The organism is Shewanella sp. N2AIL, from assembly GCF_022690845.1.
Classification (GTDB): Bacteria; Pseudomonadota; Gammaproteobacteria; order Enterobacterales; family Shewanellaceae; genus Shewanella; species Shewanella baltica.
Genome location: NZ_JALBYT010000007.1, coordinates 71,446 through 88,876 on the forward strand (window position 1 = coordinate 71,446; position 17,431 = coordinate 88,876).

A 17,431-nucleotide genomic window follows, 5' to 3' on the forward strand; every position below is an offset into this window, starting at 1 on the left:
TAGAGTTAAACACTCACCAATAACCTTGAATCGATACGGACATGTCGATTGATACCTTGATGCCCGGAGGCAAACGCTCCATGTGCAAAGCCGTGATGAATGTGGTTATATCCAGCGCAATATTGCTCGCAGGCGCCTTGAATGCCCCTTCTGCATTCGCGTTAACGCCAACGCAAAAAACCTTCCTTGAGGCCGAAAAAGCCTTAAAGAAACAAGACTATGAAGTCTATAAACCCCTACGGGCAAAATTAGGTAATTATCCGCTGGCGATTTATTTAGACCATGATATCGACATAGGCGATCTCAATGGTTTGCATGGCGCTGCGGCAAAAAATCTGATTGATAAGTATCAAACCACGCCTATGTACAACAGGTTAAGGTCTAAATACTTAAACAATGCAGGAACCCAAAAACGTTGGAATGATTATCTTGCGATAAGTCCCGATGCTCCTACCGACATCCGCCTGCAATGTTATTACTACGAGGCAAAACTCGCCAAGGGCGATGTAAAGACGGCTTACGCAGCGGCGCAATCACTGTGGGTCTTTGGTAGTTCGCGGCCAAAGGAATGTGATCCCCTGTTTAATGCTTGGACCAAAGCAGGTAAACGCACTCAAGATGTGATCTGGGCGCGGATGATGCTGAGTTTTGAAACTGGCGAAACCAGTCTGCTAAGCTTTTTATCCCAGAAAATCACCACCCATAACAACGAAGCGAAGCGTTTAGTCGCTGTCTATAAAGATCCAAACAGCCTACGCCATACCGAAAAGTTTAAGGATAAAAATCCGATTGTCGGCGACATAGTCGCGGCGGGATTAAAACGCCTTGCCCGCAAGGATCTCGACCAAGCGATTAATTTGTATGAACGGTATCAAAAGGCCAATCGTTTTACACCAGCACAAGCCCAACAGCTGGATAAATACTTGGTTCGCCGTATCTTAATCGAACAAGATGATAGCCATAAAAGCTATGTTGATAATGTGCTTGCCGAGCTAAAAAGTGACGACTTATTTGAACGCCGCTTAAGATGGGCCATTCGCGATCACGACATGCGCAGCATTGCCCGTTACTTGAACTTGCTGCAACCAGAAACCTTAGCTAAGGAACGCTGGCAATATTGGCTCTATCGCACCAATGCCAAAGATGCGCCTGAAAGTGCCACTAAGGCTCTTGCGACAATCAGCAATGAACGTAATTTTTACGGTTTTGCCGCCGCACAATTTTTAAATAAACCCGTCTCGCTGAATCAAAGCCCAGAGCCTATCGTCGACGCCAGCAGCCAAAAATTAACCGATGATCTGGGTTTTGTCCGGGTGCAAGAGCTGATGGCGCTGGACCGTTATTTCGATGCGCGCTATGAATGGATTTCGCTACTAAAACGCAGTGACAATACGATGCGAGCCCGTTACGGCCGTTATGCCCATGAGCAAGGCTGGTATGATTTCGGCGTCGAAGCCAGCATACAAGGTAAGTTGTGGGATGACATTCCCCTGCGCTTCCCGATGGCGCACCAAGAAGGTTTTGAGCATGCCAGTAAAAAGCACAAAGTCAACATAGATGAGATTCGCGCGATCAGCCGCCGCGAGAGCGCGTTTTATCTGTACGCGACCTCAGGCGTAGGTGCCCGCGGCTTAATGCAAATTATGCCTGCGACCGCTAAAGCAACCGCCAAAAAACATGGGGCCAGATATAGCGATCCTAAGGATCTTTATAGTGCCGAGCTTAACCTCAACCTTGGCAGTGCTTACTATGCTCAGTTGTTGAAGGAGTTTAACCAGAACCGTATCCTCGCGACTGCCGCCTACAATGCCGGCCCGTCACGGGTACGTCGCTGGTTAGCAAATTCAGATGGCAAACTCGATGCCATGGGCTTTATCGAAGCCATTCCCTTCACTGAGACCCGTGAATATGTGCAAGCCGTCCTCAGCTATCGATTGATTTATGAAGCGCAGGAGCAAAAAGCGCAGCCATTATTCAGCGAAGCTGAACTTAAGTTTGCTTACTAAGTCGCAACCTAAAATGGAACTCGATACTCAGCAGTATCGAGTTCCTACTTTTCAGCATACCCTAAGATAATGCTCATGCTTTAACCGCCTAAAATTCTTAATGATATTCTCTAAATTCAAATCATTAGCAAAGCGAATAATTATTCAGCAGTCACGCCGTTTTATCGTAAACTTGTTTGCACTGCGAGTGATTAAATGCGAATAATTAGTATTAATGCATTAAGACTCCCATTAGGCCCATGATTAACCTTAGCTCGTTAACACTCAGCTGCGAATACCAACCCTTTGTTGATCCCCATACGTTAGCCATCGACGGCTATGAAGCCTTAGCGCGTTTTTATCTACCTAATGGCGATGCGGTTGCACCCAATATCGTGTTCGAGCAATTGCATGAATCCACAGAGTTGCTCGCCGCCGTTGAATATCAAGCCAAGGCATTTCAACTCGCTCACGCGCCCAGCCAGCAGCGTATTTTTATCAATGTCGATCCCCACGCAGTCGATGGGCCACATACTGCCAAGCTTATAAAGCTGTTATCGCAATACCAGCAAATTACGGTCGAGATCATTGAAAACACTTGCATTAGCGATGCCCAACTGGCCAATCAGTTATTCGGCCAATTTAAACAAGCGAATATCCAAGTGGCGCTCGATGATATTGGCGCGCCCCACTCCATGCTTTGTGTTGATTTGATGATGAATGTGGATTATCTCAAGTTCGATCGCCATTGGTTAACGCACATCACGCATCCTGAAGGCGTCCAGTTACTCATAGCGCTGATTAACTTTGCCAAACAAACCAATAAACAGTGCATTCTAGAAGGCATAGAAACCGAAACCCAGCTAGCGTTTGCGCGAGATATAGGCGTCGACTTAGTCCAAGGATTTTTATTTAAATCTTGGTTTATTCGCCCCAGCCGCAGTCAAACGCTGTGTCTTGCCTAAATCCAAGCGCTAACCTTTGACTTGGTGCCACCAGCACACGCAAGCCTAAACGTCATTCAGTCGAGTAATTGATTTCGCACTAGAAATGCCACTGGATAAGCAGGCGATGATCCGCCATAGTGGTTAAGCTTATCTGCTTTCGCATGCACTTTCAGTTACGCTTTTAAATGTATTAGGAGTCGCCCGTGACACAATCTGGGATCAGCGAATTACTACAACAACTCGAACAAGTGTTACTGGGCAAACCTAGGCAAATTCGGCTTGCTTTGGCCTGCATTCTCGCCCGCGGCCACCTGTTGATTGAAGATTTACCCGGCATGGGTAAAACCAGTATTTCCCATGGCATAGCCCAAAGCCTGGGTTTGAGTTACCAAAGAATTCAATTTACCAGCGACATGCTGCCCGCTGATATTCTCGGTGTGTCGATTTTTGATAAACATCAGGCGCAATTTATCTTCCATCCAGGGCCGATTTTTAAGCAGATGATCTTGGCCGATGAAATTAACCGCGCCAGCCCTAAGACCCAAAGCGCCTTGCTTGAAGCGATGGCAGAACAACAAATCTCCGTCGATGGCATCACCCACAGATTGCCTAATCCTTTCTTTGTGATCGCAACTCAAAATCCCACCGATCAATCCGGCACATTTCCGCTACCAGAATCGCAGCTCGACCGGTTTATGATGCGTCTATCTATTGGTTATCCGAGCCACGACGCCGAACTTGCGATGCTGAAGAGCAATCATAACCACTTAACCTTAGATCAACTGCCCCAATGCCTGACGCCACTGGCCTTGATGCAACTGCAAGAACAATGCGACAAGGTCAGCGCTTCCGATGCTTTACTCAATTACATTCTGGCCTTAGTGAATTTTTCTCGCAGCCAAAGTGATGGCGTGGGTTTATCGCCCCGCGCTACCAAAGCCCTATTGCAAGCCGCAAAAGCATGGGCTTTTTTAGCAGGCCGACATTATTTAGTTCCCGAAGATGTGCAAGCGGTATTTTGCTGCGTGGCGGAGCATAGACTCAGAACCAGTAGCCAATTACAGGGCGAAGCCCTATCCGAGCGAATTCTGGCGAGCGTTAATCCCATCATGTAGCGAGCCGCTGTCATGAACAATATTGTGAATGCATTCATTAACTTAGCAATAAAATCGAGCTGTTAAAGCAAGCCATTCAATCAAGGAAGTGATGCAAAAGTGAAACGACTGATACGCCCAACTTTCGTGCCGACTTTAGAACCGATTTGGCAGCGTTGGTTAGCGAGGCGTTTGCCACCGAGTCCTGAAATCACCTTAAGCCATCGCAGTATTTTTATTCTGCCGAGTGGTTTCGGTTTAGTTTGGCTCGGGTTGGTTTTACTCTTATATCTATTTGGTACTAACTATCAAAATAACTTAGTCATTGGCCTTAGTATCTTACTCCTAAGCCTGTTTAATACCTGTATTCTCTACAGTTACAAAAATCTGGCGGGTCTACATTTACGCGCCATGACGCCGCCCGAAGTCTATGCCGGCGAAACCTTAACTTTTCCTGTCCTCATCAGCACTCACCACAGTGGTCATAATATTCAGCTAAACTATCCGCATAATCGCACTTATACGGTGCAGAACGTCAGTACAGATGAACAGCAAGCGCTCGTGCCCTTCGAATATCATCAGCGGGGCCAAGTGTCACCGGGGCGGCTCAAAATTGAATCCTTTTATCCCTTAGGGCTGTGCCGCGCGTGGTCCCATGTGGATTTGGGCATCAGCCACTTAGTCTTTGCCCAGCCAATTGAAGCGCCGCTGCAGCTTGAGGCTGATCATACTCAGTCTGAGCAAGATCCCCTGCTACTGGCGGGTAAACATGTGTCAGGCATCGATGAGTTTAAAGGACTTAAACCCCATGTGCTCGGCGAGTCCCTCAAGCAAGTGGCGTGGAAACAATGGGCGCAGGGTCGCGGTATGTTGAGTAAAGAATTCCAGCAGCCCCAAGGCGATCCCGTCTGGTTAAGACTCAGACCTGATGCTAAACGGCTCGAAACCCAGTTGAGTCAATTAAGCTGGCAAATCAATAAACTCACGCAACTCGAGCAATATTTTGGCCTACATCTGCAAACACCAATGGGCGAGGATATATTGATCGCGCCCTCTATCGGTCATAACCATAGAATCGCCTGCCATAAGGCCCTTGCCTTGTATCCACAGCTAGCGCCGTCAGCCGTTAATTCGTCATCAGCGGCAAAGCACTCAAATAAAACGGCTAAAACCACCAGCAAGCAGCGTCATGTCTCTGCCTCGAGGGAACAGGCATGACATTAACGGCCAGCAGCACGACACCGCAAATTGGCGATAACATCAGCCGTCAGACTTTATTTTGGTTATTGATCACCAATATCGCCGTACTGAGCCCGCTATTTGATAAAACCACGCCTTGGACCTTAGGCATTTGCGCAATTTGTTTGCTGTGGCGTGTGGGGATTTATGTTGGCAAAGTGGCAAAGCCGCCGCGTTTTCTGGTCACCAGTCTTGCGATCGGCGCCGCAACCACATTAGCACTCGTGTCCAAGGAAATTGGCTTACTCAACGCACTCGTGAATCTGCTGCTGTTAGGTTACGCCTTAAAATACATTGAAATGCGTAACCAAAGGGATGTGCGGGTTGTCGTCCTCGCGGGCTATTTTATTATCGCGCTGACCTTTATTGATCACCAATCCTTACTCAATACCGTGCACTTGCTTATGGTGACGTTGATCAACACCTGCGTGCTCGTGACCCTGTATCAAGATAAACACTCCCTAAAACACACGGCGTGGCTCGGTGGTAAATTTTTACTCCAGAGTGTGCCCCTCGCGCTGCTGTTGTTTTTGGTGTTACCGCGTTTTGCGCCGCTCTGGTTAGTGCCCAACATGAAAGAAGCCCAAACGGGCTTGTCCGATAGTCTGGCCATTGGTGATATCGGTAAGCTCACCCGTTCGACCGAGCTGGCCTTTAGGGCGAGTTTTACCAATGCGGCGCCCATTAATGCTGAGTTATATTGGCGCGCTCTGGTGATGGAAAACTATGACGGTATGACTTGGCGTCAGGAGGAAGGCATTAAAAAGCTGCAAAAAGATGCGCTGCTGTTTCCGCCCTCTCGGCCCAGCCCCGCTTTGATGCTTAATAGTCCAGCTTCAACAATCACCAGTCCTGACGCTGTGACCAATAACCCTGATTTAATGACCAATGATCCTGATTTAACAAAAAGCCCCGCTTCGATAAGTCGCGAAGGTCAAGATACTGCAAAACAAGGCAAGCAAAACAATAAGCTGAGTCTTCGTTACCAAGTGATTGCTGAGCCTAGCCACCAGCCGTGGTTATTTGGTCTTGATGTCGCCTACAGCCAAGATGATAGTGTGGTCAATATGCCCGACTATCGACTGTTAGCGCTGCGCAATGTCGATCAGCGAATGAGTTATCAAGTGGAGTCTTGGCCCAAAGCTAAGATGGATCTCAGGCTCTCGGCGCGGCAAAGACAGATTAACCTCGAACTGCCGAGTAACAGTAATCCACGAACTTGGGCGCTGGCCGAGCAATTTAAGACTCAATATCCCGAGCCTAAGCCACGACTCTGGGCCATGATGCGCCACTTTAATACCGAGCCTTTTTTCTACACACTCACGCCGCCTCCCCTTGGGCCGCAGCAAGTGGATGATTTTCTATTTGAAAACAAAGCCGGATTTTGTGTGCACTATGCCGCCGCCTTCATTATTATGGCGCGGGCCACAGGTTTACCCGCACGTATGGTTACAGGTTATCAGGGCGGCGAATTTAATCCGCAAGCGGGTTACTACAGCGTGTATCAATATATGGCCCACGCATGGGCAGAGGTTTGGCTCGAAGGTGAAGGTTGGGTGCGTTTCGACCCCACCGCTATGGTGGCGCCCAATCGTATCGAACAGGGATTCGACGCCCAGTTTGATCCCGCACTGAGTTACCTGCAGGAAAGCCCTTTTAGTAGCTTACGCTTTAAATCCATGCCTTGGCTCAATGAGTTAAGGCAACGTTTTGCCAGCATAGATTATTACTGGAGCGTGTGGGTATTGGGTTTCAATCAAGATAGGCAGAATCAAGTGCTCAGCGGCATCTTAGGTGATGTGACTAACACTAAAATCGCGGTATTTATGGGGCTGTGTATCAGCCTTATCGTGCTCTATATCGCCTACAGTGCGGGGCTGTTACATTTTAGCACTCAGGGCGATCCTATCAGCGCCCGCTATCAACAGATCTGCAATCGCCTCGCCCGCCATGATATTAAGCGTAATGACAGTGATGGGCCAAACCAATTTGCGCAGCAGATTATCGAGCAATACCAACACAATGCACCACAGCTTTGTGCGCTGATGCATACCTTGACCCAAAGTTATGTAGCGCTGAAGTATCAAGATTTACCGGCTGATGACTATCAAGCGCATTTAACAAAATTTAAAGCGGCGGCGAAGCAACTGAATTGGTTATTGCTCAGGGCTAAGGTGAAAAAGAAGTTCACGCTAGCCTAGGATTTGTAAACTGAGCATTAGCCGGCCAAGTTGCATCGGTTCAAGGCTCAGTAAACGCCTAAAGTTGCGGGTTAATCCCACAGAAGTAGCAATAGTGTTGAATCTTATAAATCAAACACATAGAATTGTTTTACTGTCACCATGCCGAGTCGCACATGCTAAAGTTAATCCAGTCCAATCAGATGGAAGTGCTCTGCGCCCATTTAGCCGCTTACCTGACCCAACCCCTTGCTTTTGCACGTCTACTGAGTAACGAGCATATTTTGGTGCAGAGCCCTGGCATGTCGACTTGGCTGCGCCTCGAAATCGCCAAACAAAATGGGATTGCCGCCGCATTGGAATTTCCGCTGCCATCGAGCTTTACTTGGCAGTTGTGCCATGACTTATTGCCCGATGTGCCCAAGGACAACGCCTTCACTAAGGCGGCGATGACGTGGAAGCTGATGCAACTCTTGCCGCGCATGTTACAAGATGACGCCTTTGGGCCATTGAGACACTATCTAGGTAATACCCTAGAAAATACGCCCACCATAAATAGCGCCGATACGAGTGAACATCTCAACACCAGTGATATGACGGCTGACGACATTAAGCTGTACCAACTCTGTGGCCGTATCGCCGATATCTTCGACCAATACTTAGTGTATCGCCCCGATTGGATTTTAGCGTGGGAGCAAAACGAGCATCCCGAATCACTCACCAAGCCGCTGAATGATGACCAACGCTGGCAACCTATTTTATGGCGCGCGCTCATTGCCTTTAACCGTGATGAGCTTAATCAAAGCCATTACCACAGGGCCAACCTGCATAGCGACTTAATTGCCGCGCTGAATAACCCCGACACGTCACTCGCCCAATTGCCACAACGCTTATTTGTGTTTGGCATTTCCTCAATGGCGCCGCAAACCCTTGAGGTGCTGTACCATCTGGCAGGCCGTATCGATGTGATCGTGCTGGGTTTAAGCCCATGTCAGCACTATTGGGGTGACATTGTTGATCCTCGTAATCGGGCCCGCATGGCGGTGCAATATGCGGGTAAACGCCAATTAGCCGAACTGTGGGAAGATAAACTCGAAGTAGGCAATCCGCTGCTTGCCAATAACGGCAAGATGGGCCGTGAATTACTCGATATGCTGCTTGAACTTCCCGCCGAACACTGCGACTTTGGCGACGATGTGTATTGTGAACCCTGTGACGATCCCAACTCGCCACACAGTCATGCCAGCATGCTCCACGGGGTGCAATACGATATTTTAGAGATGCAAACCTTAGACAGAGTGCTAGGGCCAGATGCCGAGCTGTATCAGAATGTTGAGAACAGACGCCTGCTTAAGCGCGACGATGAATCCATTCGAGTCAAGAGTTGTCACAGCCCGCTGCGGGAAGTCGAAACCCTGCACGATCACTTGCTTGAGTTACTCAGCAATGATGTCGATCTGACACCCAAAGACATAGTGGTGATGATGCCCGATGTCGCCGCCTACGCCCCCTATATCGATGCCGTCTTCTCGGCGAAGCAAGGCCTGCATTACATTCCCTACGCCATTGCCGACCGAGGCGCAGCGCAGGAATCACCGCTCATCAATAGCTTTTTGAATTTACTCGGGATTAATCAGAGCCGTTTTGGTCTGACCGACATTTTGAGCATACTCGAAGTGCCCGCCATTTTGCGCCGTTTCCAGCTCGATGACGATGAATTGCAACTCATCCGCCGCTGGTTAGATGAAGCGGGCGTGCGCTGGGGCCGCGATGAACAAAGCCGCCTTAAGCAAGGCGTACCTGCGTTTGAGCAAAACTCCTGGGCCTTTGGTATTAAAAGGCTGATTTTAGGTTACGCCTTGAGTGACGATGCGCCGCTGTACCAAGACCATTTGATCGTGACTGGTATCGAAGGCCAATCGGCGCAAGCGCTAGGTAAGCTACTCAATTTTATTGAAGTACTCGATGAAACGGCGCAAATACTCGCCTTGCCGCAAGTGGGCGCCCTGCGTTTAGCTGAATTAACTGAGCTGCTGGATGCCTTCTACGACACAGATGAAGACGAGCGCGAGCAGTTACAGGAAATCCGCGATGCTATTGCCGCCCTAGAGCAAGAGTTACTATCAGCGGGCAAGCCATTAGATACAAACTCGTTAGATACAAGTATGTTCGTGACACTAGCCCAACAGAGCATAAGCGGACTGAGCCTCAGTATTGAAGTGCTGCAGCAGTGGTTTAATCAACGCTTAACCGAATCTCGGGTCGGCCAGCGTTATCTTGCGGGAAGCGTGAACTTTTGTACCTTGATGCCGATGCGCTCGATCCCCTTTAAGGTCGTGTGTTTACTCGGCATGAACGATGGGGTTTATCCTAGGGTTCAGCATCCTGTCGGCTTTGATTTAATGGCACACTTTGGTGCCCGTAAAGGCGATCGCTCCCGCCGTCTCGATGACAGATATTTGTTTTTAGAAGCCTTATTGTCGGCGCGTGAGCAACTGTATATCAGCTATATCGGTCGCAGCGAACGGGATAACTCTGAGCGTATCGCCTCTATGCTCGTCTCTGAACTGATTGAATATTGTCAGCTGTGCTATCTGCCTGAAACGCTATTGGCTCAATCGCAAAACGCTTCAAGCCCCATAGACCCAGAGGATGCCGAAAAAGCCCTCTATAACGCAATTGTCAGCCACCAGCCGCTGCAACCCTTTGATCCCAAGTTGTATCAAGCCGCAGTAAAAAGTGATGACGAAAATAGCTCAAACATAGATGGCTCAAACATAAGCCAACATAACCCAGGCATAGGCCAAAGTTACAGCCAGCAATGGTGTCCGCCCAATGCGGACGCTGCGGGCACACATGCAGGCCGCTTTATCGGCGCGCAAACTCGCATCATGCTCGAAGCGGATGAGCAAGACTCAATGCCAGATACAGAGGCACAGCCCGCTTCTGTGCGCGAACAACAGCAAAGCAAGCAAGTGGATGTGTCTGCCCTGATCCGTTTCTTTCGAAATCCGGCGCAGTACTTCTTCAACCGAACGCTTAAAGTCGATCTTAGCCTTAATATTCAGGCCGATGATAATGACGAGCCCTTTAGCCTAAATGCCCTAGAGCGCTATATGTTACAGGCCCAGTTACTCGACGATGCCATAGGCCAAGGTCTGACTGAGCCCGATATCGAGCTGATTAAACGCCTCAAAGCCAGCGGCAGTTTGCCAATGCAGCCCTTCGATGATTTGCTGCTACGCCAATATCAGCACGATATTAAGCCTTTGATTGGCAGAACCTTGTTCCTCAAGGGAGAACAAGCCAGCAGTCATGCGGATATTAAACTCGTGTTTGACTTGCCCATCACGGCGGGCAAATCCCAGCAAGTGTTACTGCAAGGCCGTATTGATGACATCAGCCCTAAGGGATTAGTGAATTACCGTCCCGGTAGCGCCCACGGCCGCGATGTACTGAGGTTATACCTTCGCCACCTGTGTTTAATGGCAATGGGCCACACACATGCAAGTTATCTACTCGACATGGGGCATTTCCACGCCTTAGCGCCAATTACTGCTGAGCGCGCCCATGCGTTACTGGCCGATTTGCTGGTGCTGTTTTATCAAGGTCAGCAATATCCACTGTGTTTTATGCCGCGCACCTCACTGGCCTACGTCAGCTGCGAGGGTGAGCACGATGAGCGTTTGCAGCAAGCGTTACCTGAATGGCTGGATGAGCAGAGTCAATTAGGCGAAGGGAACGAACCCCATTACCAACGCTTATTCAGTTTTCCGCGGGATTTCTCTGAGGAAAGCTTTGGCGGATTAGCCGAGCGCATCTATCGCCCTATGGTGAGTTTATATCTCAAAGATACCTTGGCTCAGCTTGAAGAATTTGCGCTAAATGATGGCATGAGCCAAGGCCAGACTCCCAATGTACAAGCGACTGAAACACACGCTACTGAAACACATTTAAACCGCGATAGCGCACAGGGAGAGCAAGCATGAGTGAACAGATGCAGTTAAACGCAGCGGCGTTACATTCAGCACCACAGGCGCTTGATCCACTCACATTACCCTTTGGCGGTAGTCGTCTGATTGAAGCCAGCGCTGGCACAGGTAAAACCTACACCATTTCAGGTCTTTATTTACGCTTATTGCTTGGTGATGGCATTCCTGCGCCGCTGACCTGTGAGCAAATTCTCGTGGTAACCTTCACCAATGCGGCCACTGAAGAATTACGGGATCGTATTCGTCGGCGTATTCAAGTCGCCTTTAAGTGCTTCTTAGGGCTAACGATTGCCGATCCCTTTGTGCAGGCGTTGTATGACAACACCCCAGAGAGTGAACGCGCCATTGCACTTAGGCGATTCGATCTCGCCCTTAAATCCCTCGACGAAGCGGCAATTTTTACCATCCACGGTTTCTGTCAGCGAATTTTATCGGATCTCGCCTTTGAGTCCTCCCTGCTGTTCGAATCGGACTTTACCTTGGACGACAGCGAGTTTTTACACCATGCTGTGCGGGATTTTTGGCGTGAGGCCTGTTATCCGCAGCCCGATTACTTAGCACAAATCATTGCCAAGGAATTTGGCGAGCCCGATGGTTTAGTCAAGCAGTTGCGACCGCTCCTTGGCGCCAGTCAAGCAAAGCCTCTGAAACCCGCGCTTAAGTTTGATGTCTTGGCCCTGTCACTGCGCCAGAGTTTAGAGCGCTTTAAATTAGCTTGGCCGCGAGGACGCGATGGCTTATTGGCATTGCTACACAGTTTGCCACTCAACGGCACCCGCTTTGGCAAAGCAACGGATAAATACCCCAAGCTCGCCGCCATGTTCGATGCGCTGGATAACTGGCTCGCCTTCGGTCATGGGTTGCCGCCACTGAAAGAGTTAGAAGCCTTGTCCTTGTCTGAGTTAAAGCTCAACAAGGGCGGCGTGATCCCAAGTGTGAGCGAAGCACCGCTGATGGGTCATATGGAGCACCTTGCCACATTGATTGCCGCCATTAAACCGGCGTTTTTGTATAGTGCGAAACTTGGTATAAGCGAGCGATTTGCCCAGCAAAAGCAGCAAAAAAACGTGCTGACCCCAGATGATTTGCTCACGACATTAGCGAGCGCGCTACATGCCAATAATGAAACCTTGCCCAAAGCTGTAGCAACACGTTTCCCCGTCGCGCTTATTGATGAATTCCAAGATACCGATCCGCTGCAATTTGCAATCTTCTCTGGCATCTACCAAGGCCGCTACTCGTTTGAACAAGGCAAAAACGATACAGAAAATAAGCTCAGTCTGTTGATGATTGGCGATCCTAAACAAGCCATTTATGCCTTTCGCGGCGCCGATATCCATACCTATATTGAGGCCCGTCATCATACGCAGGCCCACTATCATCTGGATACCAACTACCGCTCAAGCGCAAACATGGTCGCTGGGGTTAACCATCTGTTTAGCCAGCATCACGATCCTTTTATCAGTCAATCGATCCCCTTTGATAGCGTGAAAACGCCCAGCAGTGCCAAGGGGAAAACCCTCACTGAAAAAACCGCCAATCCAGCAGCCTTAAGATTAAGACTCTTAAGCGAAAGCGCAGAAAACGGCCTCAACAAAACCACCGCCAGACACTTGCTCGCCGAAGATGCCGCGGCGGAAATCACCCGTTTACTGACAGATGCAGCCAATGGCGAATGCCACAGCCCGAAAGGGCCTTTAATCGCTAAAGACATCGCTATCTTAGTGCGGGATCGCAACGAGGCGGCAGTGATGAAAACCGCACTGAGTAAACGTCACATAGGCGCAGTGTTTTTAAGTCGCGACAGTGTGTTCGATACCCTTGAAGCGCGGGAAATGGCGTTAATTTTACGATCTCTGGCGAATCCTAAGGATGAACGGGCATTGCGCAGCGCCCTTGCCACGGCATTATTAGGCTATAGCGCCGAGCAAATTCATGCATTTAACCAAGATGAAGAGCACAGACAACTGTTATTAGAGCAGTTTTTTAACTTGCACCAAGTGTGGCAAAAACGCGGCATCATGCCCGCGCTACTCAGCCTTGCCAATAGCACTAAGCTGATTGACCGTTTACTGCACACCGCCAGTGCCCAAACCGATGCACAGGAGCAAGATGCCACGAATGGCGAGCGCCGTTTGACAGATTTTCGTCACCTTGCCGAGCTATTACAGCAAAAGGCCACCGAGCTTGATGGTATTAGCGCCCTGCTCAATTGGTATGAACAACAACTGATTGATAACACGGGAACCGATGAACAGCAGCTGCGCCTTGAAAGCGAGCAGAATCTGGTGCAGATCGTTACTATCCATAAGAGTAAGGGCCTTGAGTACCCCGTGTGTTTTGTGCCCTTTGTCAGCCTAGCCCGCGACAATCGCCGCCGCCCGACGCCTATGCTGTACCACAGAACCAACGACGCAGGTGAGCAAGAGCTAGTATGGGATATCGAAGGCACGGATGAGGGTTGGGAGCGCGCCAAACAAGAAACCTTGGCCGAAGACTTGCGCCTGTTATATGTGGCGCTCACTCGGCCTGTGTATTTGTGTTATTTGTATATCGCCAACCATAGTCGTCAGCTTAAAAATGGCCTTAAAAGTCAGCTGCATGAAACCGCCATCGGCTATCTGCTCGGCATAGGCGACTCAGAATGTGACTTTGCCCGTATCTGCAATGCAGCGCAGCAGCTCGCACAAGATGTGGAAGCCATAAGTATTGATAAGGTGCCCGATGACATAGACGAGCGGCCATTGCCCTCAAGCCAAGACATAGCACAAATACTGAGCGCGAAAACCTTAACCCGCCAATACAGCACGCCGTGGCGAGTCGGCAGTTATTCAGGCCTAGTTAAAAATACCAGCCATGGCAAAGCCGCTCCAGGCGCCGATGATGAAACATTAGGCACACTTGAATATACGGCTGCGCATACACTCTCTATTCCTGATGAGCCAAGTCATGAGCAGCAGGATGGCATGCTCAATCGATTTAACTTTGAGCGCGGCGCCAACGCAGGTAGTTTTATGCACTTAGTGCTAGAAGAGATTGATTTTACGCAGGCAGACAGAGACTTACCGCTGCAACTGCCTAAAGCTATGCTGAAATACGGTATCGCGCCCGAGTGGCAAACGGTATTGCACACTTGGTATCTGGATGTGCTACATGCGCCGCTTGGGCTCATGCCAACGACAATGCCTTCAACATCGGCCTTAGAGAATAATTCCAAAACGCCCAAACCTGAACATCCAGATCTGTGCTTAGCCAAGTTATCGCCGCAGGATACCTTAGTCGAAATGGAGTTTTATTTACCTTTAAGCGAGCTTAAGGATGCTGAGCTCAATGCGCTACTGCAGCAGTTTGGCTATGAGTCGACACTTAAGTTTGATGATCTCAAAGGCATGCTCAAAGGCTTTATCGATTTAACCTTTGAATACCAAGGAAAATATTACATCGCAGACTATAAGTCGAATCATTTAGGCGACAACATCAATGCCTATCATCAGAGCGCGCTGCAAAGTGCCATAACCGATCATAGGTACGATTTGCAGTACATCCTCTACTCATTGGCGCTGCACAGATATTTGAGTTTACGCCTGTCAAGTTATGACTACGACAGCCATATCGGCGGTTGTTATTACTTGTTCTTACGGGGAATGTCGGCTCAGTATCCCGGCTACGGTGTTTATTACGACAAGCCGCCGAAGGCACTTATTCTCGCGCTGGATTCTCTATTTAATGACAATTTATTTCACAGCAGATTAGCTGGTGCAATCGATACAGGAGTCACGGCATGATGCGCTCAACCCAAGGGCTAAAGGCACATTCACTCACAGCCGCGAAATGGATAGATCATGGCGCAATTCAGCTTAGCGCGCCGTTGCCAGAGCTGTTAAAACAGTGGGAGCAAGAACGACTGCTCACACCGCTCGATCGGCATTTCGCACTCGAGATGAGCCACTTGCATCCAAGTGACAGCCAACAGCCCTTGTTTATTTTGCTGTGTGCGCTATTAAGCCAGCAATTATCTTCACAGCACAGCTGCCTAGTACTCGCTCATATCGTGCCGCTTAATCCTATGGCCGAACAAAATAGCCATTGTAAAATCAGTTTAAGTCTCGAAGCGCTAACAGAGACCTTACAAACCTTTGATGCCGTCGGCCAAGCGGGCTGTAACAAACCGCTTATTTTTGATAATGGCAGACTCTATTTACAACGTTATCATCAATTTGAAACCTCAGTGGCCGCTTCGTTAATCCGCCTATCGGGAAGCGTATCTAAACACTCTGAAGAGGTAAGCCACCAAGAGCAAACTCAAACCGCTAAGTTGCGGTCACTGCTAGCTCAATTGTTCCCTGCCACTGTGAGCGCTCCCCATTCACTCACTCGCAATGTACTCACTACCAATGTACTCACTAACAGTGAAGACACAGCACCCATTGATTGGCAAAAGGTCGCCACGGCCACGGCACTGGGTAAAAAACTGTCGGTGATCACTGGCGGCCCAGGTACGGGCAAAACCACCACTGTGACTAAGCTTTTGTTATTGCTACAAATGGAATCACAGCAGGAAATTCGTTTAGTCGCGCCAACGGGAAAAGCGGCGGCTCGGTTAAGCGAATCGATCAAAGCCTCAAAAGCGCGTCTGGCGAAGGAACTCAGCGCCCATACTGATGTTGTTGATGAAGCTCGCAATAGAAATAATCAAGACTTTTTAACGGCACTAGGGCGCATTCCAGAAGAAGCATCAACCCTACACAGACTGCTTGGGGTGATCCCCAATTCGCCGCACTTTCGCCACAACCAAGGTAATCCGCTTAGGCTCGACTTATTAATCGTCGACGAAGCCTCTATGGTCGATTTGCCCATGATGTATAAGCTGCTGAGCGCACTGCCTGAGCACGCCAGTTTGATTTTACTCGGGGATCAGGATCAACTCGCATCGGTTGAAGCTGGCGCTGTGCTCGCCGATATTTGTGCGGGCCTGAAAATGCCAGTAGAACCCAATAACCTTGCGCAAAATAACACAGCATCTAACAACTCTGCTCTGTGGCAAATGCGCTATTCCAAGGAGCAAGCTGAGCGTCTGAGTGCGTTAACGGGTTTTGAGTTAACGCCCTTTATCAGCGACGCGCCTAAACTTGGCGATAGCTTGTGTATGCTGATGCACAGCCACAGATTTAAAGGCGATGCAGGAATTGGACAACTTGCGAGCGCCGTTAATCGCGCAGATCTTCAAGGCATTTTGCAGGTTTGGCAACAAGGCCCTGCTGAATTGAGCTGGTTAGAACACAACATGGCTGTAAGCCAAACCCAAGCCAAAGTGAGCGAGCCTGCTAATAATATGGGACTCAATTTACTGCTGGAGCAAGCCTGCCAGCAATATGGTATTTATCTCAGCGCCTTGAATAGCGATGAAAGTCAGAGTGATTTAAGTAAGCGTCCAAGCACAGCTGAGATCATAGAAAGCTTTAACCAGTACCGCATTTTATGCGCCATGCGCTCGGGCGATTATGGGGTCGAAGGTATCAATCAATTTGTGACTCAAGCACTGGCCAATGCCAAGCTGATTAAACCGCTGCAGGAGTTTTATCTGGGTCGGCCCATTATCATCCAAAGCAATGACTATAACTTAGGCCTGTTTAACGGTGATATCGGATTGATTTTGCAGGATGAAGATAAACCCGAACGTTTAATGGCACACTTCATCAAGGCCGATGGCAGCCTGTTAAAAGTCTTGCCAGCCCGTTTGCCCAGCCATGAAACCTGTTACGCCATGACAGTCCACAAAAGCCAAGGCAGCGAGTTTAGCCGTGTAGCCTTAGTGCTGCCACCTAACCCCAGCCTAGCGCAGTGGCAACTGCTGACCAAAGAGTTGATCTACACCGCCATCACCCGCGCTAAAGTCCACTTTACCTGCTTAGGCACCCAACACGTATTCGAGCGGGCCAGCAGCCAAGCGACTCAGCGTGCATCGGGTCTTGCAGACAGGCTTTGGGGTTAAGT

Annotated in this window: 8 protein-coding genes; all 8 read left to right on the forward strand. The window is 49.3% G+C overall.

Annotated elements, in window-relative coordinates; all coding sequences use genetic code 11:
- Nucleotides 1-80 precede the first annotated feature (80 nt).
- The 8 genes from MO387_RS06355 to recD all read left to right on the forward strand — a co-directional run bounded on the left by MO387_RS06355 (nt 81) and on the right by recD (nt 17,429).
- The gene (locus MO387_RS06355) at nt 81-2,006 is read left to right on the forward strand and encodes a transglycosylase SLT domain-containing protein (RefSeq protein ID WP_107947432.1); all 1,926 of its coding nucleotides are present in this window, start codon (nt 81-83) and stop codon (nt 2,004-2,006) included.
- 239 nt (nt 2,007-2,245) lie between these two features.
- Complete coding sequence (locus tag MO387_RS06360; RefSeq protein ID WP_107947430.1) at nt 2,246-2,950, forward strand: EAL domain-containing protein; 705 nt, start codon at nt 2,246-2,248, stop codon at nt 2,948-2,950.
- 185 nt (nt 2,951-3,135) lie between these two features.
- Nucleotides 3,136-4,047: a MoxR family ATPase gene (locus MO387_RS06365; RefSeq protein ID WP_107947428.1), complete on the forward strand. Its 912-nt coding sequence runs from the start codon at nt 3,136-3,138 to the stop codon at nt 4,045-4,047.
- Nucleotides 4,048-4,146: 99 nt separating this feature from the next.
- A complete protein-coding gene (locus MO387_RS06370) occupies nt 4,147-5,244 on the forward strand; it encodes a DUF58 domain-containing protein (RefSeq protein WP_107947425.1) in 1,098 nt (365 codons plus the stop codon).
- Entirely contained in the window at nt 5,241-7,466 is a 2,226-nt protein-coding gene (locus MO387_RS06375) for a DUF3488 and transglutaminase-like domain-containing protein (RefSeq protein ID WP_107947423.1), read from the forward strand. Before MO387_RS06370 ends, MO387_RS06375 begins: the two co-directional genes overlap by 4 nt.
- 155 nt (nt 7,467-7,621) lie before the next feature.
- Nucleotides 7,622-11,434 (forward strand): exodeoxyribonuclease V subunit gamma, encoded by a 3,813-nt coding sequence (recC, locus tag MO387_RS06380; RefSeq protein WP_107947421.1) that lies wholly within the window; start codon nt 7,622-7,624, stop codon nt 11,432-11,434.
- A complete protein-coding gene (gene recB / locus MO387_RS06385; protein ID WP_107947419.1) occupies nt 11,431-15,222 on the forward strand; it encodes an exodeoxyribonuclease V subunit beta in 3,792 nt (1,263 codons plus the stop codon). Before recC ends, recB begins: the two co-directional genes overlap by 4 nt.
- Complete coding sequence (gene recD / locus MO387_RS06390; protein WP_107947417.1) at nt 15,219-17,429, forward strand: exodeoxyribonuclease V subunit alpha; 2,211 nt, start codon at nt 15,219-15,221, stop codon at nt 17,427-17,429. Before recB ends, recD begins: the two co-directional genes overlap by 4 nt.
- Nucleotides 17,430-17,431 lie beyond the last annotated feature (2 nt).